Annotated in this window: 27 protein-coding genes and 1 riboswitch; of the genes, 18 read left to right on the top strand and 9 right to left on the bottom strand. The window is 70.1% G+C overall.

All coding sequences use genetic code 11. From position 1 onward, the window contains the following. The first annotated feature begins 32 nt into the window (after positions 1–32). Entirely contained in the window at positions 33–1,163 is a 1,131-nt protein-coding gene (gene zapE, locus GGQ59_RS02990; protein WP_183815695.1) for a cell division protein ZapE, read from the top strand. Positions 1,164–1,167: 4 nt separating this feature from the next. Here zapE and GGQ59_RS02985 read toward each other — a convergent pair whose 3' ends face one another. From GGQ59_RS02985 to acnA, 4 genes are all read right to left on the bottom strand, one after another. After that, complete coding sequence (locus tag GGQ59_RS02985) at positions 1,168–1,476, bottom strand: polyhydroxyalkanoic acid system family protein (RefSeq protein WP_183815693.1); 309 nt, start codon at positions 1,474–1,476, stop codon at positions 1,168–1,170. A gap of 50 nt (positions 1,477–1,526) precedes the next feature. Further along, positions 1,527–2,573, bottom strand: coding sequence for a GGDEF domain-containing protein (locus tag GGQ59_RS02980; protein ID WP_183815691.1), 1,047 nt, complete (start codon positions 2,571–2,573; stop codon positions 1,527–1,529). Positions 2,574–2,661: 88 nt separating this feature from the next. Continuing rightward, positions 2,662–3,876: a DUF3089 domain-containing protein gene (locus tag GGQ59_RS02975; protein ID WP_183815689.1), complete on the bottom strand. Its 1,215-nt coding sequence runs from the start codon at positions 3,874–3,876 to the stop codon at positions 2,662–2,664. Further along, complete coding sequence (acnA, locus tag GGQ59_RS02970; RefSeq protein ID WP_183815687.1) at positions 3,833–6,520, bottom strand: aconitate hydratase AcnA; 2,688 nt, start codon at positions 6,518–6,520, stop codon at positions 3,833–3,835. The genes GGQ59_RS02975 and acnA overlap by 44 nt, the downstream gene beginning before the upstream one ends. 125 nt (positions 6,521–6,645) lie before the next feature. On the opposite strand from acnA, the gene ccmA reads away from it, so the two are divergent. The 12 genes from ccmA to GGQ59_RS02910 all read left to right on the top strand — a co-directional run bounded on the left by ccmA (position 6,646) and on the right by GGQ59_RS02910 (position 16,444). Beyond that, positions 6,646–7,317 (top strand): heme ABC exporter ATP-binding protein CcmA, encoded by a 672-nt coding sequence (ccmA, locus tag GGQ59_RS02965; RefSeq protein ID WP_183815685.1) that lies wholly within the window; start codon positions 6,646–6,648, stop codon positions 7,315–7,317. Next, positions 7,314–7,955, top strand: a complete 642-nt coding sequence (locus GGQ59_RS02960) for a heme exporter protein CcmB (RefSeq protein WP_183815683.1) — start codon at positions 7,314–7,316, stop codon at positions 7,953–7,955. Before ccmA ends, GGQ59_RS02960 begins: the two co-directional genes overlap by 4 nt. A 99-nt stretch (positions 7,956–8,054) precedes the next feature. Then, entirely contained in the window at positions 8,055–8,570 is a 516-nt protein-coding gene (locus tag GGQ59_RS02955) for an invasion associated locus B family protein (RefSeq protein ID WP_183815681.1), read from the top strand. 120 nt (positions 8,571–8,690) lie between these two features. Beyond that, entirely contained in the window at positions 8,691–9,512 is an 822-nt protein-coding gene (locus GGQ59_RS02950) for a hypothetical protein (protein ID WP_183815679.1), read from the top strand. Next, positions 9,509–9,655 (top strand): hypothetical protein, encoded by a 147-nt coding sequence (locus tag GGQ59_RS02945; protein ID WP_183815677.1) that lies wholly within the window; start codon positions 9,509–9,511, stop codon positions 9,653–9,655. The genes GGQ59_RS02950 and GGQ59_RS02945 overlap by 4 nt, the downstream gene beginning before the upstream one ends. Next, the gene (locus tag GGQ59_RS02940) at positions 9,652–11,157 is read left to right on the top strand and encodes a glycosyltransferase family 2 protein (protein ID WP_183815675.1); all 1,506 of its coding nucleotides are present in this window, start codon (positions 9,652–9,654) and stop codon (positions 11,155–11,157) included. Before GGQ59_RS02945 ends, GGQ59_RS02940 begins: the two co-directional genes overlap by 4 nt. Beyond that, the gene (locus GGQ59_RS02935) at positions 11,154–11,879 is read left to right on the top strand and encodes a hypothetical protein (protein WP_183815673.1); all 726 of its coding nucleotides are present in this window, start codon (positions 11,154–11,156) and stop codon (positions 11,877–11,879) included. The genes GGQ59_RS02940 and GGQ59_RS02935 overlap by 4 nt, the downstream gene beginning before the upstream one ends. Continuing rightward, positions 11,876–12,136: a hypothetical protein gene (locus tag GGQ59_RS02930; RefSeq protein WP_183815671.1), complete on the top strand. Its 261-nt coding sequence runs from the start codon at positions 11,876–11,878 to the stop codon at positions 12,134–12,136. Before GGQ59_RS02935 ends, GGQ59_RS02930 begins: the two co-directional genes overlap by 4 nt. Further along, a complete protein-coding gene (gene dapF / locus GGQ59_RS02925; protein ID WP_343074232.1) occupies positions 12,118–13,014 on the top strand; it encodes a diaminopimelate epimerase in 897 nt (298 codons plus the stop codon). The genes GGQ59_RS02930 and dapF overlap by 19 nt, the downstream gene beginning before the upstream one ends. A 34-nt stretch (positions 13,015–13,048) precedes the next feature. After that, entirely contained in the window at positions 13,049–14,293 is a 1,245-nt protein-coding gene (gene mtaB / locus GGQ59_RS02920; RefSeq protein ID WP_183815669.1) for a tRNA (N(6)-L-threonylcarbamoyladenosine(37)-C(2))-methylthiotransferase MtaB, read from the top strand. Positions 14,294–14,311: 18 nt separating this feature from the next. After that, complete coding sequence (gene ftsY / locus GGQ59_RS02915; RefSeq protein WP_183815667.1) at positions 14,312–15,748, top strand: signal recognition particle-docking protein FtsY; 1,437 nt, start codon at positions 14,312–14,314, stop codon at positions 15,746–15,748. A gap of 3 nt (positions 15,749–15,751) precedes the next feature. After that, entirely contained in the window at positions 15,752–16,444 is a 693-nt protein-coding gene (locus GGQ59_RS02910; RefSeq protein WP_183815665.1) for an inner membrane-spanning protein YciB, read from the top strand. Between the two features lie 3 nt (positions 16,445–16,447). On the opposite strand, the gene GGQ59_RS02905 is transcribed toward GGQ59_RS02910, so the two are convergent. Next, the gene (locus GGQ59_RS02905; RefSeq protein ID WP_183815663.1) at positions 16,448–17,002 is read right to left on the bottom strand and encodes an NUDIX hydrolase; all 555 of its coding nucleotides are present in this window, start codon (positions 17,000–17,002) and stop codon (positions 16,448–16,450) included. Between the two features lie 248 nt (positions 17,003–17,250). Here GGQ59_RS02905 and GGQ59_RS14740 point away from each other — a divergent pair, with 248 nt between their 5' ends. Beyond that, on the top strand, positions 17,251–18,048 hold the full coding sequence (locus GGQ59_RS14740) for a MarR family winged helix-turn-helix transcriptional regulator (RefSeq protein WP_221400843.1): 798 nt from the start codon (positions 17,251–17,253) through the stop codon (positions 18,046–18,048). Between the two features lie 107 nt (positions 18,049–18,155). Continuing rightward, positions 18,156–19,244, top strand: a complete 1,089-nt coding sequence (locus GGQ59_RS02895; protein ID WP_183815661.1) for a DUF5694 domain-containing protein — start codon at positions 18,156–18,158, stop codon at positions 19,242–19,244. Positions 19,245–19,310: 66 nt separating this feature from the next. On the opposite strand, the gene xth is transcribed toward GGQ59_RS02895, so the two are convergent. Next, a complete protein-coding gene (gene xth, locus GGQ59_RS02890) occupies positions 19,311–20,102 on the bottom strand; it encodes an exodeoxyribonuclease III (RefSeq protein ID WP_183815659.1) in 792 nt (263 codons plus the stop codon). 5 nt (positions 20,103–20,107) lie between these two features. Next, entirely contained in the window at positions 20,108–20,707 is a 600-nt protein-coding gene (locus tag GGQ59_RS02885) for a glutathione S-transferase N-terminal domain-containing protein (protein WP_183815656.1), read from the bottom strand. Between GGQ59_RS02885 and GGQ59_RS02880 the strand changes: the two genes are divergently transcribed. Beyond that, the gene (locus GGQ59_RS02880) at positions 20,706–21,551 is read left to right on the top strand and encodes a sulfite exporter TauE/SafE family protein (RefSeq protein ID WP_183815654.1); all 846 of its coding nucleotides are present in this window, start codon (positions 20,706–20,708) and stop codon (positions 21,549–21,551) included. The two genes, GGQ59_RS02885 and GGQ59_RS02880, sit on opposite strands and share 2 nt — an antisense overlap. Positions 21,552–21,555: 4 nt before the next feature. Here the strand turns inward: GGQ59_RS02880 and GGQ59_RS02875 are convergent, their stop codons facing one another. Further along, a complete protein-coding gene (locus GGQ59_RS02875) occupies positions 21,556–22,182 on the bottom strand; it encodes a hypothetical protein (RefSeq protein WP_183815652.1) in 627 nt (208 codons plus the stop codon). A 259-nt stretch (positions 22,183–22,441) separates the two neighbouring features. After that, positions 22,442–23,119 carry a LolA family protein gene (locus GGQ59_RS02870; RefSeq protein ID WP_183815650.1) on the bottom strand — a complete coding sequence of 226 codons (678 nt, stop codon included), beginning with the start codon at positions 23,117–23,119 and terminating at the stop codon, positions 22,442–22,444. Positions 23,120–23,219: 100 nt separating this feature from the next. Next, a riboswitch (cobalamin riboswitch) is annotated at positions 23,220–23,416 on the top strand. A 121-nt stretch (positions 23,417–23,537) separates the two neighbouring features. On the opposite strand from GGQ59_RS02870, the gene GGQ59_RS02865 reads away from it, so the two are divergent. Further along, positions 23,538–25,397 carry a TonB-dependent receptor plug domain-containing protein gene (locus GGQ59_RS02865; protein ID WP_183815648.1) on the top strand — a complete coding sequence of 620 codons (1,860 nt, stop codon included), beginning with the start codon at positions 23,538–23,540 and terminating at the stop codon, positions 25,395–25,397. Positions 25,398–25,450: 53 nt separating this feature from the next. Next, positions 25,451–25,843: a hypothetical protein gene (locus tag GGQ59_RS02860; protein ID WP_183815646.1), complete on the top strand. Its 393-nt coding sequence runs from the start codon at positions 25,451–25,453 to the stop codon at positions 25,841–25,843. Positions 25,844–26,009: the final 166 nt, after the last annotated feature.

The raw sequence follows: 26,009 nt of genomic DNA, 5'->3' as shown, positions 1-26,009 counted from the left end.
CGGCGGGCGCGAGCGTTGCTAGCGGGGCCCGCATGTCAGGCCCCCTCGCCCGCTACCGGGCGCTTCTCGATCAAGGAAAGCTTCAGCCCGACCCGGCGCAGGCCGAGGCGGCCGAAGCGCTCCAGACCGTCCACGACGCGCTGTCGTCATACGAGCCGCCGCGTTTCTCCTTCCTCGCGGGCGAGCCGCCCCTCGGGCTCTACCTCTGGGGTGGGGTCGGGGCGGGCAAGAGCCTGCTCATGGACCTCTTCTTCGAGACGGCGCCCGTTCCCGACGACGAGAAGCGCCGCGTCCACTTTCACGCCTTCATGGGCGAAGCGCAGCGCTTCATCGCGCGCTGGCGGGCGATGGAGGACAAGGACCGCCGCGCCCACCCCGCCCGCGCGCGCCGGGCGTCGCTCGACGATCCGATTCCGCACGCGGCGAAGGCGCTCTTCCTCAAGGCCCGCCTCCTCTGCTTCGACGAGTTCCAGGTCACGGACGTCGCCGACGCGATGATCCTGTCGCGCCTGTTCGGCGAGCTCTGGAACAGGGGCGCGGTGATCGTTGCGACCTCGAACCGAGTACCGGAGGACCTCTACCTCGACGGGCTGAACCGGCCGCTCTTCCTGCCCTTCATCGACGAGCTGAAAGCCCATGCCCGCGTGCTCCACGTCGAGGCGGCGCGGGACTACCGCCTGGGTCGCCTCGAACGCTCGCCGGTCTATCACTGCCCGCTCGGACCCGAGGCCGACGCGGCGATGGACGAGGCCTGGCACGATCTGACGGCGGGCGCGGCGCAAGGAAGGCAGACGCTGCGGGTGGACGGCCGCGACGTGCCCGTCACGGCGGCGCGCGGAGCGATGAGGGAGAGCTTCGACGCGCTGTGCGGCGCGGCGCTCGGCCCCTCCGACTACCTCGAGATGGCGCGAACCTTCCCGGCGGTCCTCCTCGAAGGCGTGCCGGTCATGGGTCCTGAGAGCCGAAACGAGGCCAAGCGCTTCGTCACGCTGATCGACTCGCTTTACGAGCACCGCTGCAAGCTGATCGTCTCGGCCGCTGCGGCCCCGGACGACCTCTACCCCGCCGGCGACGGCAGCTTCGAGTTCGCCCGCACGGCGAGCCGCCTGCACGAGATGCAGTCGCGCGACTACCTCGCCGAGGCGCACAGGGAAGCGGGCTGAAGCGCTACTTCTTCTCGAGCAGGATCTGACCCTGCTTCTGGATGTTGTTCGTCACCTTCTCGGCCATGCCGGCGAGGAGGTCCGGCAGGACGACCGTGATCCGGACGTAGTCGTCGAAGACGTCGATGTTGCCGTTCACGCTCTGCATCATCGCACGGACCTTGAAGTCGAGCGTGTCGCCGCGCCAGTCATGCTTGACCTTGGCGAGGCTGCCGAACTGCGAGGTGAGCTTGCCGATGCCCTCGTCGAGGCGGCGTCGCGCCTCCTCCTTCGAGTGCTCATGAGAGATGGTAACGGTGACGGGTCTTGCCATGACCGGGCAGTTAGGGGCGCAAGGCCGGTCCCGCTAGGGCGCACGCGCAGCTAGGCAGCGTGGAGGGCGACCCGGTCCCGGCCCGCCGCCTTCGCCTCGTAGAGCGCGCGGTCCGCACCCGTGAGCACGTCTTCGATCCGCTCTTCGCCCGGACCGGCCATGGCGAGGCCGAAGCTCGCACTCACGAAGAAGGCCTTCTCGTTCTCGCCGACGGGCAGGACGCGGACGAGCCGGCGCAGGCGGTCCGCGGTCCGGGCGGCCTCCTCGCGGTCCGTCTCGGGCAGGATGAGAGCGAACGCCTCTCCGCCCAGGCGGCCGAGCGCGTCCTCCGCCCGTACCGCACGGCGAAGGCAGTCGCTGAGGGCGGCGAGGACCGCATCGCCCATCGCGTTGCCGTGCTCGTTGTTCACGCGCTTGAAGTGGTCGATGTCGACCATGACAACGGCGAAGGGGCGGTCGTGCCGCCTGCAGCGCGTAAGCGCCCGCTGCGCGACCTCGAAGAAGGCGCGGCGGTTGAGGGCGCCGGTCAGCGCATCCGTCATGGCGAGGTCGTAGTACGCTCGCTTCACCCGCTCCGCCTCGACGAGGTCGCGCACGGCGTAGGACGCGGCGCTGCGAAGGCTCAGCGTTTCGGCCGCGTGCCCTGCGAACTGCGCCAGCAGGACGTGCCGCTCCGCGCCCAGCGTCTGGGGCCGGGGCGAGAAGACGCAGAAGGTGCCGAGCCGCTCGCCGCTCGAGCCGAACATGGGCGCACCGGCGAAGAACCTGATGCCGGGCGGTCCGGACACGGCGGGGTGGTCGGCGATCTCGGTCTGTACGCGCACGTCCTCGAGCACGAAGGGCCGCTGCGCGAGGTTGGCACGGGCGCAGAACGAGGCGGTCACATCGAGCCAGCTGTCCGGCACGCCCGCATGGCAGGCGAAGCGGCGCCTGTGACGCTCCGTCACCGCCGCGTAAACGTACTCGACCCCCAGCGCTCGCCTGGCGAGAAGGGCGAGCCCCTCAGCGTTCGGCGCGGAGGTCGGCGCCAATAGCCGGTAGCGCTGCAGGACTTCGAGCCGCTGCTCGTCGAAGCTGACGAGGGGAAAGGGCAGCATGGGTCGCCTCCGGGTTGGGAAGGCGACCTTAGGTTGCAGGCGTTAGGGTTCGGTTAGCACGGCACGAACTCCCCTTGCGCCCGTGCGCTCAGTCCCCCTCCCCGCGCCGTGCCGCGTAGGCGGCGGCTTGCCGGTTCACCAGCGCGATGAGATCCGCCTGCGTGAGGTTCACGTCGAGAAGGTGAAGGCCCCAGCCGGTCAGCGGCCGGTTGAAGACCAGTACCTCTCCCCCGATGTCGTCCGAGCGGGGGTCGCCCGGATCGGCGAGCGTCGTCACGGTGAGGTAGCCGCTGTCGCCTTCTCCCGCGCAGTCGCCCCGCAACAGGCCCGGCACGCTGACGAAAGGCGTTGCGATCTCGTCGCCGGCCGCGACCCAAGGCGCAGGCGGGCGCGCCGCGACGCCGCCGCCATTCTTCGGAATGATCGCGCCGAGCGTCGTGCGCCCCAGGAGCGAAGCCGGGTTCACGCAGGCGACGGTCAGGCCGGGCGTGCCGGCATAGGCGAAGACCGCGCCCGGTGGGGGCGGGGTGCTCGCGGGAAACGAAACGTAGGTCACCACGCAGCCCGTCTCGTCCGCCGCGGTGCATAAGGGAACGCTGTGGAAGCTGCCCCCCATGACGCCGTTCTTCGGCACGAGGACGTTGTAACCGAGGAGGATCGCGGAGAGCATGCGCTCTTGAAGCGGCGTGCCTTCGACGTCCTCCTGGATCAGTCGGGTCAACATCGCCGTTCCCTGGCTGTGCCCGAAGAGGACGAAGGGCCGACCGCGATTGTCGTTCTCTAGGTAGGCCTCGAACGCGGCGCGTACGTCCTGATAGGCGAGTTCCGTGCTGCCCCCCGGCCTGCCCATGAGGCCCGCCCGCAAGGAACGAAGCGTCACCTGCCTGTAGATCGGCGCGTAGAGGCGGCAGGCCTGGGCGAAGCGAGCGAACTGCTGCGCCGCCATGCGCGCTTCGCCCTCGCCCGCGACCATGTCGCTGTTGGGCGCGTCGTCGGCGGAGATCGTAGGGTAGACGTAGAAGCAGTCGAGCGCGGGGTCGTCGGCCGGCGCGAAGGGCCGGACCGTCAGCGTGCCGTCCGCCTTCACCTCCGTGACGTCGAGGTCGGTATGGCAGGCGTCGTTCCGCCCTGGCCTGCAGAGCCAGTTCGCCTCGTCGGCGTAGTCCGGTTCGTGCGCCGCCGCCGCAGGCTCGGGCGCGCTCGAGCCTGCGAGGAGGAGAGTTGCGAGGAGGCCGAACAGAACCGTCAGCCTCCTGCTCTTACGCCGCGAGCTTGCGGATGACGTATTGCAGGATCCCGCCATTGCGGAAGTAGTCGAGCTCGTCCTGCGTATCGATCCGTGCCTTGACGGTGACGTCCTGGGAGGCGCCGTCCGCCCCCGTGATCGTCACCTTCATGTTCTGTCCGGGCACGAGGCTTTCGACCCCGTGGATCGTCACCTGCTCCGTCCCGTCGAGGCCGAGCGACTTCCAGCTGTCGCCCTCGCAGAACTCGAGCGGCAGAACGCCCATGCCGATCAGGTTCGAGCGGTGAATGCGCTCGAAGCTGTTGGCGATCACGGCCTTCACGCCGAGGAGGATCGTCCCCTTCGCCGCCCAGTCGCGCGAGGAGCCCGAGCCGTAGAGCTCGCCGCCGAAGACGACGAGCGGCGTGCCGTCCGAGCGGTACTTCATCGCCGCGTCGTAGATCGGCATCACCGTGTCGGTCGGCACGTACTTGGTCAGGCCGCCCTCCGTGCCCGGCACCATGAGGTTCTTGATACGGATGTTCGCGAACGTCCCCCGCATCATCACTTCGTGGTTGCCCCGGCGCGAGCCGTAGGAGTTGAACTCCCGTGGCTCGACCTGATGGCTCTCGAGGTAGGCGCCCGCCGGGCTGTCCTCCTTGATCGCGCCGGCGGGCGAGATGTGGTCGGTCGTGATCATGTCGCCGAGGAGCGCGAGGACCCGCGCGCCTTCGATCGGCTCGGGGTCGGCCGGCCGCGCGTCCATCTCGTGGAAGTAGGGTGGGTTCGCGATGTAGGTCGAGGACGGCCAGGCGTAGGTCTCGCCGCCGGACGTCTCGATGCCCTGCCAGCGCTCGTCGCCCTTGAAGACCTCGGCGTAGCGCTCGGCGAACATCTCGGGCGTCACGTTCGCGCGGACCATCTCGGCGATCTCGTGAGAGGTGGGCCAGATGTCCTTGAGGTAGACGTCCTTGCCGTCCGGGGTCTGCGCGATCGGGTCCTTGGTCAGGTTGACGTCCATCGAGCCCGCGATCGCGTAGGCGACGACGAGCGGCGGGGAGGCGAGGAAGTTCGCGCGCACGTCCTGGCTGATCCGGCCTTCGAAGTTCCGGTTGCCGGACAGGACCGAGGCGACGGCGAGGTCGTTCTGTTCGATCGCGTCGTGGATCGGATCGGGCAGCGGCCCGGAGTTGCCGATGCAGGTCGTGCAGCCATAGCCGACGAGGTTGAAGCCCATCGCATCCAAATCGTCTTGGAGGCCCGACTTCTCGAGGTAGTCGGTCACGACCTGGCTGCCCGGCGCGAGCGAGGTCTTCACCCAAGGCTGGCTCTTGAGGCCGAGCGCCCGCGCCTTCCTCGCGACGAGGCCCGCCGCCATCAGGATCGAGGGGTTCGACGTGTTCGTGCACGACGTGATCGCCGCGATCACGACGTCGCCGTGACCGAGCGTGTAGTCGGCGCCCGCGACGGGGACCTGCTTACCCTTCTCGTCGAGCTTTCCGTACTCCTTGTCGAGCGCGAGGTCGAAACCGCCGGGCGCATGGGCCAGCTCGATCCGGTCCTGCGGCCGCTTCGGCCCGGCGATCGAGGGGACGACCGTGCTAAGGTCGAGGTGCAGCGTGTCGGTGAAGACCGGCTCGACCGTGTTCTCGGGTTGGTCGTAGCGCCACAGGCCCTGCTCGCGGGCATAGGCCTCGACGAGCTGCACGCGCTCCTCCTCGCGGCCCGTCGCGCGGAGGTAGCGCAGCGTCTCCTCATCGATCGGGAAGAAGGCGCAGGTCGAGCCGAACTCAGGCGACATGTTGCCGATCGTCGCGCGGTCCTCGAGCGTCATGTTGGCGACGCCCGGGCCGTAGAACTCGACGAACTTGCCGACGACGCCCTTCTCGCGAAGCATCTGCGTGACGGTGAGGACGAGGTCGGTCGCGGTCGCACCCTCCGGCATCCGGCCGTCGATCTTGAAGCCGACGACTTCCGGGATCAGCATCGAGACCGGCTGGCCGAGCATGGCCGCCTCCGCCTCGATCCCGCCGACGCCCCAGCCGAGGATCGCGAGGCCGTTGACCATGGTCGTGTGGCTGTCCGTGCCGACCAGCGTGTCGGGATAGGCGAAGGTCTCGCCGCCGCTCTCGGCGGTCCAGACGGTCTGACCCAGATATTCGAGGTTCACCTGGTGGCAGATGCCGGTCCCCGGGGGGACGACGCGGAAGTTGTCGAAGGCGCCCTGGCCCCATTTGAGGAACTGGTAGCGCTCCTTGTTGCGCTCGTACTCGCGCTCGACGTTGCGCTCGAAGGCCTGGGGCGTGCCGAAGTAGTCGACCATGACCGAGTGGTCGATGACGAGGTCCACGGGGGCCAGCGGGTTGATCTTCTTCGGGTCCTGGCCGAGCGCGGCCATCGCGTCGCGCATCGCGGCGAGGTCGACCACGGCCGGAACGCCCGTGAAGTCCTGCATCAGGACGCGCGCCGGGCGGTAGGCGATCTCGACGGGGTTCTTGCCCTTGTTCTTGAGCCAGGTGCCGAAGGCCTCAATCATCGAGGTGTCGACCGAACGGCCGTCCTCGTAGCGCAGCAGGTTCTCGAGCAGGTACTTCAGCGAGACCGGCAGCTTGGAGACGTCGCCGACGGCGTCCTTCGCCGCCTTCAGGCTGTAATAGGCGTAGCTCTTGCCCCCCGCCTCCAGCGTCCGTTTGGTCTTCAGGCTGTCGTGTCCCGGGGTCATAAATGCGCTCCGACGGTAGGAATGGTCTTCTCTCCCGCGCCTTATGCGGGAGGGGCAGCGAGGGTGCAACGCGGCAAGGCGGGTCACGCGCGGGCGTGACTGCGCGCCGGCGGGTAGGAGGGCGGTTGGCCGCCCGCCCCGGCTTCCCTATCACCGCCCCCGAGCCGCCCGACGCCCCTGCCTTGACCTACGACCTCTCCTTGACCTGCGACGACGTCGCGCCCCTGCGGGCGGGGCGGGTCGTGGCGGAGGGCATCACCTTCACCCTCGGCCCCGGAGAGGCGCTTCTGCTTCGCGGACCCAACGGCTCGGGCAAGACCTCGGTCCTGCGCGCGGTCGCGGGCCTCGCGCGCTGCGACGGAAGGATCGGCTTCGCGCGCGCGGGCGGCGCCGCCGACCCGAGCGAAGTCCGCGCTTGCGACGTCCACCTTCTCGCTCCCGGCGAGGGGCTCGCGGACCGCCTCTCTGCTCAGGAGACCGTCTCCTTCTGGGCCGGTCTGTACCGGGCCGACGCGGGCGACGTGCTCGCCCGCGTCGGCCTCGTTTCGGCGGCGCAAACGGCTGTCGGGCGCCTTTCCACCGGCCAGCGGCGGCGCTTGGGCCTCGCGAGGCTGCTCCTCAGCCCTCGGGCGCTCTGGCTCCTCGACGAGCCGCTCTCGGGCCTCGACGATGAGGGCCGGGACCTCCTCTGGCGGACCGTGCAGGCCCACAGGGCGCGCGGTGGCCTCGCCGTGATGGCGACCCATGAAGGCGACTCCCCCCCTCACGCCCGTACGCTCAGGCTGGCCGCCGCGTGACCCGGTCCTTGTTCCTGCGGGAGTTGCGCCTCCGCCTGCGCGGCGGCGGCTGGGCGGCGAGCCTCGGTCTCTTCGTCCTCGCCTGCGCGCTGGCGCCGCTCGGCCTCGGGCGGGACGAGGCGCTCCTGCGGGCTGCGGGGCCGGGCCTCCTCTGGCTGACGGCGAGCCTCTCGCTTCTTCTCGGCCTCGATGGCCAGCACGAGGAGGACGTGCGCGCGGGAGGGCTCGACCTCCTCCGCCTTTCCTCCCTGCCCCTGCCGGTCTCGATGCTGGTCAAGATGGCGGCGGGATGGGTTTCGGCCTGCTTGCCCCTGGTCCTGGTCTCCCCGGTCCTCCTCTTCGCCTTCGGGGCCACACCGATGCAGGGCGCCGCGGGCGCGCTCGGCCTGCTCCTCGGCACGCCGGCGCTCGCGCTCCTCGCGGGTACGATCGGCGCGCTCTGCGCGGGCGTCCGCCGCGGCACGGGCCTCCTCGTCTTCCTCGCGCTGCCGCTCTTCGTCCCCTGCCTCGTCTTCGGCCCTGCGGCCGCGGGCGAGGCGCCAGGCGCCCCGCTCCTCCTGCTCGGCGCCTTCTCCTTGCAGGCGCTGGCGATCTGTCCCTTCGTCGCCGCGGGCGCGATACGGGCGCAGACCACCTGAACGGCCCCAGGAGCACACGTGACGGGACGGTCAGCGAGCCGCCGCTTCCCGCATTCGGGAGGCTCTGTCATAAGTGCCGAGGATCAAGAAGGAGATGCCATGCGCCGCGCCGGAAGAAGCCTGACGATCGCTCTGTCGACGGCGCTGAGCGTCGCTCTCCCGCAAGGCGCATCGGCCACACCGGAGCAGATCGCGACCTATCGCGACTGGTTCGTCTACGTGAACGAGGTCGGCGACGATAAGATCTGCTACGCGGTGACGACCCCCAAGGAGAAGGAGCCGAGTTCCGTCAGGCACGGCGACGTCTACGTCATGGTCGCGAGCTGGGCCTCGGGCGCCGCATCCGAACAACCGAGCTTCATGGCGGGCTACCCCTTGCGGGAATCGCCCGATCCGCAGATCCGCATCGGCTCGGACCGCTGGGACCTCTTCCCCTCCGGAAACGAGGGCTTCGTCGAGGCCTCGGACGAGGAACGCCGCCTCGTCGCCGCCATGCGGCGGGGCACCGACATGCGCCTCTCCGCCATGTCCGAGCGCGGCACCGCGACCGAGTACAGCTTCAGCCTGCTCGGCGTCTCCGCCGCCCTCGACCGCGCGAGCAAGGCCTGCCGCTGACCCTGCCCTCGAATTCGTAGCCTCCGCCAACCTTCAACCGGAAGTTGGTGGTTGCCTCTGACGATCCACTAGACAGTCCCCATGGGATCGGAACGGCCGGCAAGGGCCGCACGAGGGGCGATGCGAGGTTGGGGACGGCTCGGAAACGGGCGGCTGCGTGCTGCCGCGTTGTGCGTCGGCTGGCTTTCGGCTTGTTGGCCGGGCGCTGCGCTGGCCTCGCCTTGGAACCGGCCTGCCGGTCAGCTCCTCACGATCGGTAAGGTCACCCATCAGGTCGCGACCGAAGAAGAACGCCGCTTCGCCCAGACCACCTCGGAGACCTATGCCGAGTTCGGACTGACGCCGCGCCTCATGCTCGGCGGAAAGTTCGGCTTCGCCTTCCAGAGCGTGCAGCAGCCCGCCTACGCGCAGACGGCGGCCGTCGACGACCGACTCGGGGGCCTCTCCGATGCGGAGGCCTACCTTCAGGTGCAGACCTGGCGCAGCGACCGCCTCGCTCTCAGCGCGGCGCTCGACGTCGCGGCCCCCGTCTCGACCACCTCCCGCCTCGGGCTCGACCGGGCGTTCGGCCGGGACGGGGCGGCGGGGGTCTCCGCCCTGGCGGGCTACGACTTCGGCCCGCTCTTCGCGACCTTCCGCCTCGCGCCGCGGCTGAGCCTCGGCGACGACGCGGCCTTCCTGAAGTCGGAGGCGACTCTCGGCCGTCCCTTCGAGGAGGGTTGGCTGCGAGGCGGCATGGCGGCGCTGGAACTCTTCGCCACGCAGTCTTTGGGCGGCGCGGAGGCGGGCGGCGTCGACTACAGCCTCTATCAGCTCGCGCCCTCCCTCGTCCTGCCGCTCGGCGGCCGGTTCAAGCTGCAGATCGGCGCGGTCTTCGACGTCGCGGGCGAGGGGGTCGACCTCGGCCGAGGCGGGTTCGTCGGCTTGTGGGTGGGGGAATGATCGCGGCGGACCTACTGGTCTCGGCCGCGTCCGCCGCGGAAGCCGGCTTCTTGCCGCTCGTCCGGCGCCTTCCCTGGCGCGAACTCCTGATGGTGGCGTCCCCGATCCTCGGCACCCTTCTCCTCAGGCGGCGCAGGCGGTGAGCCTCGCTGGCGAGGCCGAGGCGCTCAGGGTCGAACTGGCCCGGACCGCGAGCCAACAAGCCCGCGACGCGCTCCGCCGGACGCACCGGGCAGTCCTCGCCGACGTCGCGGTCGGTGCCGTCGCCGAGACCCTGCCGGGGCTGCATGCCGGCGAGCGGCTGTCCCGCGCGCAGAAGATCGGCCTCGCGGCGCTCCTCGTCGCGCTGACAGGCGGGGTGATCGCGGAACCGGTTGGGCTCGGGGTGGCGGTCAATGCCGGCTTCATCGTCTTCACCATGGCCGTGACCCTGCTGCGCGGCGTCCTCCTCGGCCTGTCGCTGAGCGCCGACGAGCGGCCCGCGCCGCCGCCCGTGAAAGAAGACGACCTACCGAGCGTCACCATCCTCTGTCCGCTCTACCGGGAGGCGGCGGCGCTGCCGAACTTGAGCGGCGCGATCGCGGCGCTCGACTATCCGCCCGAGAAGCTCGACGTGAAGCTGTTGCTGGAGGCGGACGACGAGGCGACGATCGCCGCCGCCCGCGCCCTTTCCCCGCCCTTTCCCCTCGACCTCGTCCTCGTGCCCGCGGGCGGCCCCCGCACCAAGCCCAAGGCGTGCAATCACGGCCTGTGGTCCGCCCGCGGCGACCTCCTCGTCATCTACGACGCGGAGGACCGCCCCGAACCCTGCCAGCTTCGCAAGGCGGCCGCCGCCTTCGCGAGCCTTCCGCCGGAGGTGGTCTGCCTGCAGGCGCGGCTGAACTACTACAATCGTCGGGAGAATTGGGTCACGCGCCTCTTCGCGATCGAGTACGCCCTGCTCTTCGACCTGGTCCTGCCAGGCCTCGACCGCATCGGTGCGCCGCTGCCGCTCGGGGGCACCTCCAACATCTTCAAGCGGGCCGCCCTGATCGAGGTCGGGGGATGGGACCCCTGCAACGTCACCGAAGACGCCGATCTCGGTCTGCGCCTCGTCCATTGGGGCTACCGCACGCGGATCCTCGACTCGACCACCTTCGAGCTCGCGACGAGCCGACCCGTCGCCTGGCTTCGTCAACGCTCGAGATGGATCAAGGGCTACATGCAGAGCTGGGCGGTCCACGCCCGGCGGGGACCGCGCCGGGGCCGCCTGCGCCATGCGCTCACCCTCCACCTTCTCGTCGGGGCGGTGATCGTCGCGGCGCTCCTGAACCCCGTCTTCTGGGCGTTCTACCTTCTGTGGTGGCTCGGCCATGGCGACGGGATCGCCGCCCTGTTCCCCGGCATCCTGGCCCCGATGGCGGTCGCGACCCTGCTGCTCGGCAACGCCTTCCAGGTCTGGCTCTTCATGCTCGCGCCCCTTCGTCGCGGCTGGGACGACCTCGTCCCGATGGCGCTGCTCGCGCCGCTCTACTGGGCTCTGCAGTCGGTCGCGGGCTACAAGGCCGCCTGGCAGTTCGTCACCAAGCCTCATTACTGGGAGAAGACCGAGCACGGCGCGGGCGAGAGCGCCGAGGTCGTCCTCGGCAGGGTCGGCGCGGCGTGAGCGGCGCGCTCGCGGAACGCCAGCCGTTCTGGCTCGCCTTTGGCCGCGGCGTGGGCGCGAGCCTCCTTCTTCTGTCCTGCCTCGCCGCGGGGTACCTCGCACCGCTCGACGCGGCGCAGACGAGCCTCCTCGCCCGGGCGAGCGAACCGGTCGCCCTCGCACCGGGAACGGAAGCCACGCTCCTCGCTTCGGGAGCGCTCGGCACGCTCGCAACGCTGCCCGGCGCCGACGCGTTGCGCTTGGCGAGTTGGGGCCTCGGCCTGCCGTCGCTCTTCCTCGCGGTCCTCTTCCTCGGGCGTGACAGGCCCGCCAGGGGGCTGCTCGTCGCCTGCGCCGCTTGCCTCCATCCCCTCGTCCTTTGGGCCTGCGCCGCCGGCTACGGCCTCGCGGGGCTCGGCTTCCTCCTCCTTTGGTCGCAGCTCCTGATCCTGCCGGAGCGCCCGGCGCATCTCGGCATGCCGCCTGCGGGCCTCGCGATCGCGGGCGCGGCGGCCCTCGCGCCCGGCTTTTCGGGCTTCGCGCTGCCGCTCTTCTCGATCCTCTTCCTGGCGGCGCCGCACGACATGGGGCGGCGGAACATGACGGCCGTCTACCTGGTCGCCTTCCTCCCGCTCTGCGCCTGGGCAGGCACCCTCGCCTACGCGGCCTGGCTCTCCGGCGCGGTGGGGGCCGGGCCGCTGCCGGGTCTGCGCCTCGCAGGCGACCCCACGCCGCGACGGTGATCACCACCCTCGTCCTCGGCACGCTCTGCGCGCCGAACCTCGGCCGCAGCGCCTTCTCCTGGCCGTTGGGGCTCGCCGCCCTTCTGGCCTGCGCGCTCGCCGCGGCGGACGAGCGGGTGCCGCTCGTCCTTACGCTTCTTGCCGCCAGCATGGCGGGCACCGCCCGGAGCCTGCGCGCGGAGAGCGCGGTCAGCTTCGTCTGGTCCGGCCTCGCCGCCTGGGGCGGGCTCGCCGTGCTGTGGCTCCTCGTGCCCTGATGGACGCCGACCCGCCCGCCCTCTATGCGGCGCGGATGAGCCTCGAAGACCTTACCGGCCGCCGCTACTGGCGCATGGATGGCCTCGGCAACGAGTTCGTCATCGTCGACTTGCGCGGCGGCGCCCGCCCCATGACGGCCGATGCCGCGCGTACGCTCGGCGACAGGAGCGGCGCCTTCGGCTGCGATCAGGTCATCACGCTCGAAGAGGGCCGCGGCCTGCCCCGCATGGGAATCTGGAACGCCGACGGGTCCGAGGCGGGGGCCTGCGGCAACGCGGCCCGCTGCGTCGCCTGGCTGTTGATGGAGGAGGACGGCGAGGCCGCCACCGCCTTCGCAAGTCCGTCCGGCGTCCTCATGGCGGAACGCCTCGGTCCGCATCGCATCGCCGTCGACATGGGCGAGCCGAAGCTGCGCTGGGACCAGATTCCGCTGGCCGAGGCGCATGAGGACACCCGCTACGTCGACGTGAAGCTCGGCCCCATCGACAAGCCGGTCCTATGGGGACCCTCCGCCGTCTCCATGGGCAACCCGCACTGCGTCTTCTTCGTCGAGGACGTGGCCACCCAGCGCCTCGACCGTTTCGGCCCCCTGGTCGAGCACCACCCCCTCTTCCCCGAGGGCGTCAACGTCTCGGTCGCGCAGGTGCGAAGCCGCCACGACCTGCGCGTGCGCACGTGGGAGCGGGGCGTCGGCCTGACCAAGGCCTGCGGAACGGCCGCCTGCGCCGCCCTCGTCTCCGCCTCGCGCCGCCGCCTGACGGGCCGCAAGGCGAACGTCGAGCTCGACGGCGGCGCCTTGGGCATCGAGTGGCGCGAGGAGGACGGCCACGTGATCATGGCCGGCGCGGTCCGCCTCTCGGGCGAGGGCACGTTCTAGCCCCCCGCTTGGCAAGCGGGCTCTAAGTCCGCACATGGCCCCCGTGACAAGCGTTCCCGAAACGATCAGCCTCGGTTGCCGCCTCAACGCCTACGAGGCCGAGCGCATGGCGAAGCTCGCCGCCGACGCCGGCGAGCGGGACGCCGTGATCGTCAACACCTGCGCGGTGACGAACGAGGCCGTGCGCCAGAGCCGTCAGGCGATCCGCAAGGCGGCGCGCGGGGGCCGCCGCGTCATCGCGACCGGCTGCGCCGTGCAGACCGACCCGGACGGCTTCGCCGCCATGCCCGAGGTCGCGCGCACCTTGGGGAACGCAGAGAAGCTGGACCCTTCCTCCTGGGCCCGCCCCCACGCCCCCGAAGACGTCTTCGCCCGGACGGCCCTGCCCCGCGCCCCTTCGCCGGCGGCCGTCGCGATCCGTGCGCACCTCGAGGTGCAGAACGGCTGCGATCACCGCTGCACCTTCTGCATCATTCCCTACGGCCGCGGGCAGGCCCGCTCGAAGCGGATCGAGGAGGTCGTCGCCGAAGCGCGCGACCTTGCCGCCCTCGGGGCGAAGGAGGTCGTGCTGACGGGCGTCGACCTCACCTCCTGGGGCCCGGACCTGGGCGAGGAACGCCTCGGCCACCTCGTTGAGGCGCTCCTCGCCGCCCTGCCGGGGGACGTCGCCATCCGTCTCTCCTCGATCGACGGCGCGGAGGTCGACGACCGTCTCTTCGCCCTTCTGACGCAGGAGGAGCGGGTCGCGCCCTACGCGCACCTCTCCTTGCAGTCGGGCGCCGACATGATCCTCAAGCGGATGAAGCGCCGCCACAGCCGCGCGGACGCCGTGCGGCTGTCAGAGCGCCTGCGCGCCGCGCGGCCGAACATCGCGCTCGGCGCGGACCTCATCGCGGGCTTCCCGACCGAGACAGAGGAGATGGCGGCCGAGACGCGGGCGCTCGTGCGCGACTGCGGTCTTTCCTACGTCCACGTCTTCCCCTTCAGTCCGCGCACCGGCACGCCCGCCGCCCGCATGCCGCAGGTGGCGCGGGCCGTGGTCAAGGCGCGTGCGGCCGCTCTGCGGGCGGCCGCCGAGGCGGCGCTGCAAGCGCATCTGGACGCGAAGCTGAACCGTCCGCAGACCCTGCTGGTCGAGCAGACGGCGGCGGGCCGAGCGACGGGCAAGACGCCCGACTTCACCGACATCGTGTGCGAGGGGGCGGCAGCGCCCGGAACCCGACTGAGCGTTCTGCCGCAGAGGCGAGACGGACGGCGCCTCCTGGCTGTTCGGGCTTGAGACCGAGAAGGAAAAACCATGCCTGAGAAGAAGAAGGGGTTCTTCGGCCGTCTGTTCGGCGGCGAGAACCAGCACGACAAGAAGGCGCCGGACGAAGGCGTCCACCGCCGTCCCGACGAGACCCCCTCGCCGAGCGTGCCCGCCGGCGGCGCCGCCTCGCTCCAGCCCGGCACCAACCGGGAGCCGCACGCGGCGACCGTCGAGGAGGATTCGGAGGCGGGCGAGACCGGCTTCTTGAACCAGAAGGAAGACTTCGGCGACGGCAAGGACGACGTCGGCGAGGACGAAGACAAGCCTGCGAGTACCGAGCCGGTCGCCGCCGGGGGCGAGGAATCGCCTGCCGAAGTCCCGGTGACCGGCGACCCAGAGATCGACCTTCCCGAGACCGACGACCCGCTGCCGGAGCCGCCGGTCGTCATCAATCCCGGTCCCGACCCCGAAGCGGTTCCCGCGCCTCCCGAACCCGCGCCACCCAAGGCGCGGCCCGAGCCCACCCCTCAGCCGAAGGGGGGCCCTCAACCGAAGGGGGGGCTGTTCGGCCGCCTGGCCGCGGGCATGGCGAAGTCCTCGGCCCGCCTCGGCGAGGGGCTGGCCGATGCCTTCGTTCAGCGCCGTGCCCTGACGGACGAGGCGCTCGAGACGCTGGAGGACCACCTCCTTGCGGCCGACCTGGGGCTGCCCGCGACCGGGCGCATCATCCGGACGCTGTCCGAGTCCCGCTACAAGCAGGACATCACCATGGGCGAAGTCCGCCGCGTCCTCGCAGGCGAAGTCGCCTCGACGCTGACCCCGCTCGAAGCGCCCCTGACCATCGACCCTTCGCACAAGCCGCACGTCATCCTAGTCGCCGGGGTCAACGGTGCGGGCAAGACGACCACGATCGGCAAGCTCGCCGCGAAGATCACCGCCGAGGGGCGCAGCGTCCTCCTCGCAGCGGGCGACACCTTCCGCGCCGCCGCGATCGAACAGCTTCAGGTCTGGGGCGAGCGGACCGGCTGCCCGGTCGTCACCCGGCCCCAGGGCGCCGACTCCGCCGGCCTCGCCTACGACGCCATCGAACAGGCCCGGCGCGACGGCATCGACGTCGTCATCATCGACACGGCGGGCCGGCTTCAGAACCGGACCGAGCTGATGGACGAGCTCTCGAAGCTCGTCCGCGTCATCCGAAAGCTCGATCCGTCCGCCCCGCATGACAGCCTCCTCGTCCTCGACGCGACGGTCGGTCAGAACGCGCTGCGTCAGGCCGAAGCCTTCCTGCAGACGGCAGGGACCACCGGCCTCGTCATGACCAAGCTCGACGGGACGGCGCGCGGCGGCGTGCTGGTGGCGCTCGGCGACCGCTTCGGCCTGCCCATTCACTATGTGGGCGTCGGCGAGCAGGTCCAGGACTTGCAACCCTTCGACGCCGACGCCTTCGCGCGTGCCCTGACCGCCTCAGAGAAGACCGCAGCTTAAAGAATGACAGAAGAGATCACCTCGGCAGAGCCGCCCGTCCCGGGCGGCGCCCGCAAGCTCTCGGGCGGAGAGAAGATGGCCGTCGAGCTCGGCCCCCTCGCCTTCTTCCTCGCCGGCTACTTCCTGAACGACCGCCTTGCGCCGCGCGCGGACGAGCTTCTCGGGCGGACCTTCTTCTCCGGCCCGGGCAACGAGCTCTACCTCGGCCTCGCGCTCTTCATGCCCGCCTTCGCGGTCGCCTTCGCCTGGTCGGCGGTCAGGGCGCGGCGCGTGGCGCCCATGCTGCTGATCACCGGCGGCATCGTCACCGTACTGGGCGTGCTGACCTTCGTCCTACACGACAAGACGTTCTTCTACATGAAGCCGACCCTGGTCTACGGCGCCACGGCCGTCGCGCTGGCGGGCGGGCTTCTCACCGGACGGAACTTCCTCAGGCTGCTCTTCGACGGCGCCTTCGAGCTGCCCGAGGCGGCGTGGCGTACGCTGACCTGGCGGTTCGTGGGGTTCAACGTCCTCGCGGCGCTCGCCAACGAAGTCCTCTGGCGAACGCTGACCTCGGGATGCGTCGAGGGCGCGGAGTGCGCGGGCGAGGCGACGTGGGTGAAGATCAAGATCTTCGGCTTCACCGCCGCCTACTTCCTCTTCGTCGCGTTGAACGCGCCGTTCCTGATGCGGCACGTCGAGGCCGAGAAGTAGGCCTCAAAGGCCTTCGGGCGGATTGGCGAAGGGCGCGAAGTCCGATCTGCCCCGCACCTCGTGCCACGCCCTCAAAGCCCAGACGACGCTCGGGAAGGCGAGCTCCGGCCACGGTACGTCCTCCCACTTCACCAGCTGCAGCGCCAGGCTCTCCGGACCCGGCACGATGTCCTCCGGGTTCGACAGGCGCGCCCGGAACATCACTTGGACCTGTCCTATGTGGGGGACGGAGTAGACGGCGAGCACGCGTTCCAGCTCGAGCTCCGCGCCGGCCTCCTCGCGCGCTTCGCGCCGCGCCGCCTCCTCCACCGTCTCGCCCATCTCCATGTAGCCCGCGGGCAGCGTCCAGAGCCCGGCCGCCGGTTCGATCGCGCGCCTGCAAAGAAGGATCAGGCCGTCCGGACTGCTCGCAACCGAGCCCGCGACGACCTTCGGGTTCTGGTAGGCGACGTAGCCGCACCGGGTGCAGACGTCCCGCTCATGCTCGTCGCCCGGCGGCCGCGTCCTGACGAAAGCGGGGGGGACGGAAGGCGTCTGCTGATCGTCGGACCCCGGCATTGCCCCTCGCAATCCTGTGAGAATCGGGGGCGCTGATCATTCCGCTCCCGAAAAGTCTTGCATCCGTATCCGAAGCACTGAAGTTTGCAAGCGTTCCTTAAGGGAAACATGTCAAGCGACACCCCGTCTGTTCGGCTTGATGCGTATCACGAGGGAACAGATGGGGCGGATTCGAGCCGCTTCGCTTGTCAACGAGGGGGCCCGAAATGATGAGGCCCATGCAAAGCTGAACACGGAACGAGAACCAAATGGCTGACTTCGCTCTTCAACAATCTCCCGGCCACCTGCTGCGCCGCGCGCAGCAATATGCGGACGACCTCTACAAGAAGGAGGTCGGCGCCACCGGACCGACGCCGCGCCAGTTCACGGTGCTGCACACCGTCTCCATGGAAGAAGGCCTGTCCCAGACGGACCTCGTTCGCCGCACCGGCATCGACCGGTCGACCCTCGCCGACATGATCGCCCGTCTGACCAAGAAGGGTTACCTCGCCCGTCAGCGCACGAAGGACGATGCCCGCGCCAACGCGGTCAAGCTGACCGCGCAGGGCCGCAAGATCATGAAGTCGGCCGAGACCAAGGTCATGAAGGCCGAAGAGGACGCCCTCGCCATGCTGCCGAAGACGCAGCAGTCGAGCTTCATGAAGAACCTTCGCGCCTACGCCGAAGCGCTCGACAAGATCGAAGCCGAGATGATGGCGCCGAAGCGCCAGCCCGCCGCGAAGAAGGCAGCGAAGACGACCAAGAAGACCACGGCCAAGAAAGCGCGCACCAAGAAGGGTGCGGCTGCGACGCAAACGGCCACGACGGCGACCGAGACGAGCGCAGCGGCCTCGGCGGCGCCGGCCAAGAAGGCCCGCACGAAGAAGGCGCCGGCCAAGAAGACGGCCGCCAAGAAGGCGCCCGCGAAGAAGACCACCAAGGCCGCTGCCAAGAAGGCGCCCGCCAAGAAGGCCCCCGCAAAGAAGGGCGCGACGAAGCAAGCCACGGCCCGCAAGGTCGCCCGCAAGACTCCGCGCAAGAAGGCGACCCCCGCCGCGACGGCCTGAGGTCACGCAAGGTTCGACGACGGAAAGGGGCGCCTACGGGCGCCCCTTTTCTTTGATTTCGGCGCCAGTCCTCTATGCTGACCTTTCGAGCCTTCGCCAGGAGTAGGATGCACTATCCCCGTATCGCTGCGGCGCTGAGCTTGATCGTACTCGGTCTATCGGGGCTCGCTCGGTCCCAAACCTTCGACCCGCGTGACTATCGAGCCAAGCTAGACGGCGACCCGACGCAGGTGATGGTCCTCGGCACGGCGCATCTCAGCCGGACGCCCAACGATTGGGATGCCGAGGTGCTGGAGCCGCTACTCGAGCGCCTCGCCGCCTTCGCCCCGGACGTCATCGCGATCGAGAACCAACCCGGGCCGACGCTTCACAAGCTCTGGGCCTATCGCGAGGTCTATCCGGAAGCCGCAGCGACTTTCGGGGGCAGAGCATTGCGGATGGCGACAGAGGCGGGCGTCAGCCTCGAGATGGACATGCCGCAGGCGATGGCCGCAGCGAAGAAGCGGCTCTCGAACTGGCCAAGCGATCCGTCACCTGCGGATCGTCGGCACCTCGCCGCGACCTTCGCGGCTGCGGGCGAGCCGTACTCCGCCTTGGTGCAGTGGTGGCGACTGCCGGAGGCCGAACGCGTCGCGGAAGACGGCGTGTCGCGTAGGCTCGCGAGCCATCTGAACGAACTTGGCCGAGAGCGTGAGGAAGGAGTGAGCCTGGCAGCACGGCTCGCGGTCCGCCTCGATCTGGACCGCCTCTGGCAAGTCGACTCTCAGGACGAAGACGTCTTCACCCATGACGAGGCAGAGCTGTTCTTCGAGTCGGTCTTCCCTGCCATCGGAGAGCGGTTCGACGCCGATCCTGTCTTGCAGGAGTTAGGCAGCACGGCGCGCATGACGGATCCCGTTGCAACGCTCGCGGAGTACCGAAAGCTCAATTCGGATAGGATCAACCTCCGCTCTGCCGAAGTCGAGTGGCTCGGAGCCATCGACCACCCGACCGAGAGGGACGTCGGCCGCAAGCGCATGGCAGGCTGGGAGGTCCGCAACATGAGGATGGCAGCGAACATCCGAGAGGCGAGCGCGCGGGCACCGGGCGGACGGCTGCTGGTGATCGTGGGGGCCGCCCACAAGGTCTGGCTCGAAGCCTATCTGGGGATGATGTCCGACGTGGAGATCGTCCCGACCGACGAGTTGCTCGAATAAGGACGCGTCGCGCGTTTCCAGACCGCCCCTACTATCGCCGCGGACCCGGACTCGCGCGAAGCTTCCTCAGAGGTCGAGCGTCAGCGGCGCGTGGTCGGACGGCTTCTCCCAGCTGCGCGCCTGCCTGTGCACCCGGAAGCTGCCTCGCCCCCCGGCGAGCGCCCGTTCTTCGAGCGGCGCCGTCACCCATACGTGGTCGAGGCGCCGGCCCCGGTTCGACGCTTCCCAGTCCTTCGCGCGGTACGACCACCAGGTGTAGAGCTTCTCCTCCATCGGCACGAGGCGGCGGGCGACGTCGCAGAGCCCCGCCCCCTCGATCATCGCCAGCATGGCCTCGGTCTCGACCGGCGTGTGGCTGACCACGCCTCTCAGCTGCTTGTGCGACCAGACGTCGTGCTCGTGCGGGGCGACGTTGAGGTCGCCGACGATGACCGCGGGACGCCCGGCCATCTCGGCGAGCATCTGCGTCATCTCTTCCAGGAAGCTAAGCTTGTGCGCGAACTTCTCGTTGACGTCCGGGTCCGGCACGTCGCCGCCCGCGGGGACGTAGAAGTTGTGAAGCTCGAAGCCGTCATGTTCCGTCGCGATGTGCCGGCAGTCGTCCTTGCCGCAGAACTGACGCGGGCCCACCTCGACGAGGGGCGCGCGCGAGACGGTGGCGACGCCGTGATAACCCTTCTGTCCGTGCACGGCCATGTGGGGGTAGCCCGCGCGTTCGAACGCCTTCCTCGGGAACTGGTCGTTCGTGCACTTGATCTCTTGGAGGCACAGGACGTCCGGCGCCTCCTCGGTCAGGAAGCGGGTCACCTGGTCGATGCGCAGGCGAACGGAGTTGATGTTCCAGGTCGCGATCCGCATCGGCTTCAAGCCTTGCGGGGGTCGGTCGCCTCGAAGGGCGCGGCGGCGAGGGAGCGAAGGACGCGTTCGGACAAGGCGCCGTGCTGCCGCCAGCCGATGTCCGGCATCCGGAAGGCGAGCCAGTCGCAGGCCACCGCGAAGGCGATGTCGGCGAGCCCTGCTGACTCCGGCAGGCCCCTCGCGATGCGGTCCATCTCTTCGAGGCCCGCCTCGATCCCGGTCCGCCTGCGCGCGAGCCAGTGGGCGGAGCGCTCGTCTTCCGGCCTGCGCCCCTCGAGGAAGTTCGCGACGCCGAGCTCCAGAACGCCCATGGCGAGGGTGGCGTGCGCGTCGACCTCGGTCCGCGTCAGGCCTTCGGGCTCGAAGAGGGACGGCGCGCCGCCCAGCGTGTCGAGGTATCGGACGATCACGCCGCTGTCGCAAAGGGCCGTCCCGTCGGCGAGCAGCAGCGCCGGCACCCGGCCCAGCGGGTTCACCTTGCGGAACGCCTCGTCCGCATAGGGGTCGACGGGCGTGAACTCGACCTCGCCCGAAAGGCCGCGCCGCTCGGCGACGAGGCGGCAGAGCCGGACATAGGGGCTGGTCTTGGAACCGTAGAGCTTCATGAGGCGAGGGTATGGACGCCTCGCGGCGTCCGATCAACGCGGCGAGGCGCCCTCGCCCACCGGGCGGAACGCCGGTAGCCCTTCCTCCGTGTCGCTCGTCGCTGCCTTCCTCCCGCCCGACCTCGACCAGGGCGCCGCGGTCCTCGTGCTCGCGGTCAGCCTGATCGGCTCGGCGCTGACGGCGGCGTTCTCGGCCGGAGGCGGTCTCCTCCTCGTCGCGGTCATGACGGCGGTCATGCCGATCACTGCCGTCGTGCCCGTCCACGGCGTCGTCATGGCCGGCAGCAATCTGGCTCGCTTCGCGATCCTCTGGCGCCACGTCGCTTGGGGGACCCTCACCTGGTTCGCCCTCGGCGCGTTGATCGGTGCCGCGGCGGGAAGCCAGCTGGTCCTGACCCTCCCGGGGACGGTGCTCCGCCTGTCGATCGCCGGGTTCATCCTCTTCACGCAGTGGGGGCCGAAGGTTCGGATGCCGGACGGACGCGGTGCGTTCGTCCTGGCGGGCGGCCTTTCGGCCGTCCTTACCCTCTTCGTCGGCGTATCGGGCCCCTTCGTCACCGCCGCCCTGTCGAAGCTGCCGGGTTGGGATCGTCGCCGCCTGATCGCGACTGCAGGCGGCTGCGTTTCGCTTCAGCACGCGCTCAAGGTCCTGGTCTTCACCCTTGCGGGCTTCGCCTACGCGCCTTGGGTGCCGTTCACGGTCGGATGCATCGCGGCTGGCGTCGTCGGCACGGTGCTCGGCACACGGCTCCTGGTGCGGCTCGATGAGCGCGTGTTCCGCCTCGTCCTTCGATGGCTGCTGACCGCCCTCGCGCTCTACCTGGCCGCGGAGACGCTCTTCTGACGCCTTAGAAGATGTTGAAGCTCGACCCCAGGACCGCGACCGGCCAGCGGCCCTCCATGAAGAGGCGAAGCTTCCAGGCGAAGATGCTGTCGCCCGCATCCTCGTCGGGCTCCGCCGCCGCGGCGACGAGGGCGAGGGCGGCGAGGTGGCTCGCCTGCGCCGCGGCGCCGACGGCGAGGTTGCGCGCGTCCTCGGACTCCATGTCCCAATAGGCCGCCTCCTCCTCCATCGCCGCCTGCGCCGCCTCTCCGGCGCGCGCCGCGACGAGGCGCAGCCCGATCTCGAGCGCCTCCTCGGAGATGACCCCGAGCGCCCGCGCCGTCAGGTCGGCGCGGGCGAGCTCCTCCGCCTCCCAGGCCGGGCTCGACCAGTCGGTCGTCTCGGCGGCGTCGGCGGCGTCCTCCCAAGTGGGGAGGATCGCGACCTCCGCGTCTGGAAAGCCGAGGCGGTCGAGGTAGCCCTGAGCGCTCTCCCGGAGGCTCGGCGTCGGCGCCTCTCCAAGGCGGGAGAACCAGGGGATGCGGTCGAGCCCCTCGGCGAACCGGCGCAGCCGGGAGAGGACCGGCGCTTCTCGTTCGAGGGCGGCGAACTCGGGCCCGCCGATCTCGGGCAGATCGTCATCGTCTAGCATGGCTGCCAGATGGCGTGCCGCAGGCAAAACGAAAAGCCCCCCGGCGTTGATCCCTGTCGGGCGCCGGGGGGTTGTTTTGGGCAGTCTCGGCCAAGCGGGGCAGGCCCGGCCTTGGTTGCGGCTTCTTGCGGGCGGACCTTTGAGCGGGGGGCAACGCGAGGTCCGCCGAAGCCACGGTGAAATCCTAACGCCACGGTTTCGATCGATGATAGTTACATGGCGTTCAGCGCGTTGACAGTTGCGTGAGAGCAACGCCCATTCAGCGGCGGTCGCGGACGAAGGCGCCGCCGGCCTCGGGAATGCGGAAGAGGTTTCGCGAGAGCTTGCCGCCGGTCTCGACGCCCTCGAGCGAGACGACGGTGACGCCGCCGCGAGGATCGAAGACGGCCCAGCGCGACAGGGTCAGGTCGTCGCCGTCCACGGCGAAGACGAGGGCGACCTCGCCCGTCAGCTCGTCGTCCGCCGCCTCCAAGGTCAGGCTGACCTCGTCCGGCGTCCGGCGCACGGCGAGGAGCTGCGCGCCTTCGGTGTCGATCCGCTTGGACAGAAGAAAGCGCAGCGGGGTCTTCGAGACGGGGTAGCTGTCCGTCGTCTCTAGGTCCGCGTCGTGGACGTAGACGAGCCCGCCGGTCGCCACGACCTCCTGCGCGCTCGGCTCGTCGTAGTCGAAGCGCAAGCGGCCCGGCCGATCGAGGTAGACCTCGCCCGAGGAGACGCTGCCCGATGGCGCGGTCTGGACGAAGCGGGCCTGAAGCGTATCGACCGCCTCGAGCGCGGCCGCGGCACGGGCGTAGACCTCCTCGTCGGACAGGCCGCCCAGCGCGAGGGGCGCCTCGGGCAGATCCAAGGGCGCGGCCTCTGCCGATGCGAGTTCGGGCTCGGACGGGGCGGGCGAGGCGGCCTGGCTCGCGAGCAGGACGAGAAGCGGAATGATCATGCGCGTTCCTCCATCCTCGAACCTAAGGGGCGGGAGGCACGCCCGGTAGTCACGCGAGGTTACCGTTTGGAGGGCGCTTGCCCCGGGGCGCGAGCGCTGCCAAAGGCGCGGCGCCTACGGTGCCGCAGCGATGCGGCGAAGAGGGAAGTCCGGTGAGCCGCCTGCTGGCGGCGAGTCCGGGGCCGTGCCCGCGACCGTGAGCGGCGAGGACGCCTCATTGCCACTGGCGAGAGCTGGGAAGGCGGGGCGGCCATCTGAGCCGTGAGCCGGGAGACCTGCCGTGAGCGAGGCGTGCGAAGCGTCCGTCCGGGGTCAGGCGGAGGCGCGGGTTCTCCGTTCGAGCAGCCGATGCGGCCCCGGCCCCGGGGGCGATCGCTCATGCTCGCGCGCGGGGCCCGCGCGGGGACGGAACACGCCCATGCTTACGAGCCTTCTGGCCTTCGCCCTTCAATCCGCCGCCCTCCCCCCGGAGGACGTCATCACCGTGACCGGCCGCGTGCCCGTCGCGGAGGCGCCCGCCTCGGTCGACCGTCTCGACGCGGCCGCCCTCGCCAAGGAGCAGGCGATCCTCAGCCTCGGCGAGGCGCTGAGCCTCGTCCCCGGCGTTCAGATCGTCCGCACCGGCCCCTTGGGCGCGCAGGCGAGCGTCTTCGTCCGCGGCACCGATTCCGACCACGTGCTCTCCGCCTATGACGGCATCCGCCTGAACAGCCCCGCGACGCCGAACGGGGCCTACGCCTTCGGAAGCGACCTCCTGTCGGGCGGAACGAGCGTCGAGGTCCTGCGCGGGCCCGCCTCCGCCACCTACGGCTCGGACGCGATCGGCGGCGTCGTGAACGTCGTTCCCCTCGCGCGGGAAGGCGGCGAGGTCGCGGGCGCGATCGGCGAGCTCGGCACCTATGAGGGAACAGGCTGGACGGCGGGCCAGGTGGGCGCGCTCACCTACAATTTCGGCGGTGCCTACGCCGAGACGGCGGGCTGGGACGCCCTGCCCGGCCGGATCGTGGCCGAGGAGAGGAACGGCGAGCGCGACGGTTCGGACGCCTACGCGCTGAACGCGGATCTGTCCTACGCGCTCGCGGCGGACTGGTCCGTGGGCCTCACCGCCCTCGCCCGCGAAGCGAGGGCCGAGTTCGACACGTTCTCGGGCGGACCCAGCGGCTTTCAGCGGGCCGAGGACGGCGACCTGCGTTCGACCGACGAGCTTCGCGTCCTGAGGATCGGCGTCACGCACCGCCCGGCGGACGCGCTGTCCCTGACACTTCAGGGGGGCGGCGTCGATGCGGACTTCGAGGAGCGCGACGGCGACGCCGTCACCGGGGCGGTGCATGGCGAGCGGCGCTTCGTAGAAGGGCTCGCGCGCTACGAGACCGACCCTCTCACGCTCAGCGGGGGCGTCACCTTCGAGCGCGAGCGCGCCGAGGTACCCGTCAGCTTCTCCGATCCTTTGAGCCGGAAGGAAGACCATCTCGGCGCCTTCCTGTTCGCCCAAGGCAGACCGACGGATCGGCTCGTCCTGTCGGGCGCCATCCGCGCCGACGACTACGAAGGCTTCGGCGTGCCCGTGACGTGGAACGCGGGCGCGCTCTTCACGCTCGCCGAAGGGTGGCGGGTGCGCGGCAGCGTCGGAACCGCCTACAACATTCCCTCGCTGTCCGAGCGCTACGCGACGAGCGCCTTCGCCGCGCCGAACCCGGCCCTTCAGGAGGAGACGGCGTTCAGCGCGGAAGCCGGGATCGTCCGCGAGCAAACCTTGGGAACCGGTCGGCTGAGCTTGGAGGCGGTCCTCTTCCGCACGGACACGGACGACCTGATCGAGTACGACTTCCTGACGCTGCAGAACGTCAACGTCGGCGATGCGCGGGCGCAGGGCGCGGAGCTTTCCGCCCGTTGGGCGGGACCACGTCTGAGCGCGCGCGTGGCCTATACCTACACTGACGCGGAGAACCGGGACACGGCCGAAGCGCTCCTCAGGCGGCCCGAGCACGCGCTGAGCGCGATCGCCGACTTCGCCGTCACGAGCCGCCTCTCGATCGCGGCGCGCTACGTGCGGACAGGGGAACGGCCGGACGTCACCTATGACGATTTCGGCTTCTACCTCGGCAATGACGAGGTCGCAGGCTTCGACGAGGTCGCGCTGACGGGGCGCTACGCGTTGACGGAGACGCTGACCGGGTTCGTCTCGGTCACGAACCTCCTCTCCGAAACCTACGAGCAACCTTCGGGCTTCGGCAGCGCGCCGAGGCTGGTGAAGGCGGGCCTGCGGGCGGGTTGGTAGCGGTCTGCCGCGACGCTTCCTATCTCATCTGTAAGCTGGGAGAGGAATGGACGGTGACGATCAAGGAGAAATCTCTGATCGATGCCGTCTCGAACCTAGGGCCCCTGCCCGACTTCTTCGTCGAAGGCGCGTTTCGAGCCGGGGCGACCTGCATCTTCATGTGTGGTGTTTTTGGAGGCGTCGTAGCGGTCTTCAACGTGATGGGTCGCGGCCTGACCGAAGCGCTCGTGGTACTCGCTGCCGTCCGTTTCGCAGCCTTCGCCGGCATGGGCGCCGGCATGGTCATCGCCACCGGCGCCTTGATCGGCATGGACGATGAGGAGGACGATGTCGGCCGCCCCTTCTTCTTCGGCGGCCTGACCTGCCTGGCAGCCTTGGCCTTCCTCGCCCTCATCACGGCAGCCCCGCTTCGAGCTTGGCTAGAGGACGCTGGATCGCTTCAGTGATGCAGGCACAGCCGCGATTTCTCCTACCCCGGACGCCCGGCCCGTAAGATCGTCGCTTAGCGGACGCTTCGACGTGCCTAAGGGTTGTCGGCCACGCCCGCGCTGACGCAGAGGCCGAAGGCCCGTGCCGTCAGCCCGCGCTCAAGTAGGCCCGCAGGCCGGTAGC

Source organism: Parvularcula dongshanensis (genome assembly GCF_014199615.1).
Taxonomy (GTDB): Bacteria; Pseudomonadota; Alphaproteobacteria; order Caulobacterales; family Parvularculaceae; genus Parvularcula; species Parvularcula dongshanensis.
The sequence above is the reverse complement of the archived record's forward strand: the minus strand, read 5'-3'. Positions and strand labels throughout refer to the sequence as shown.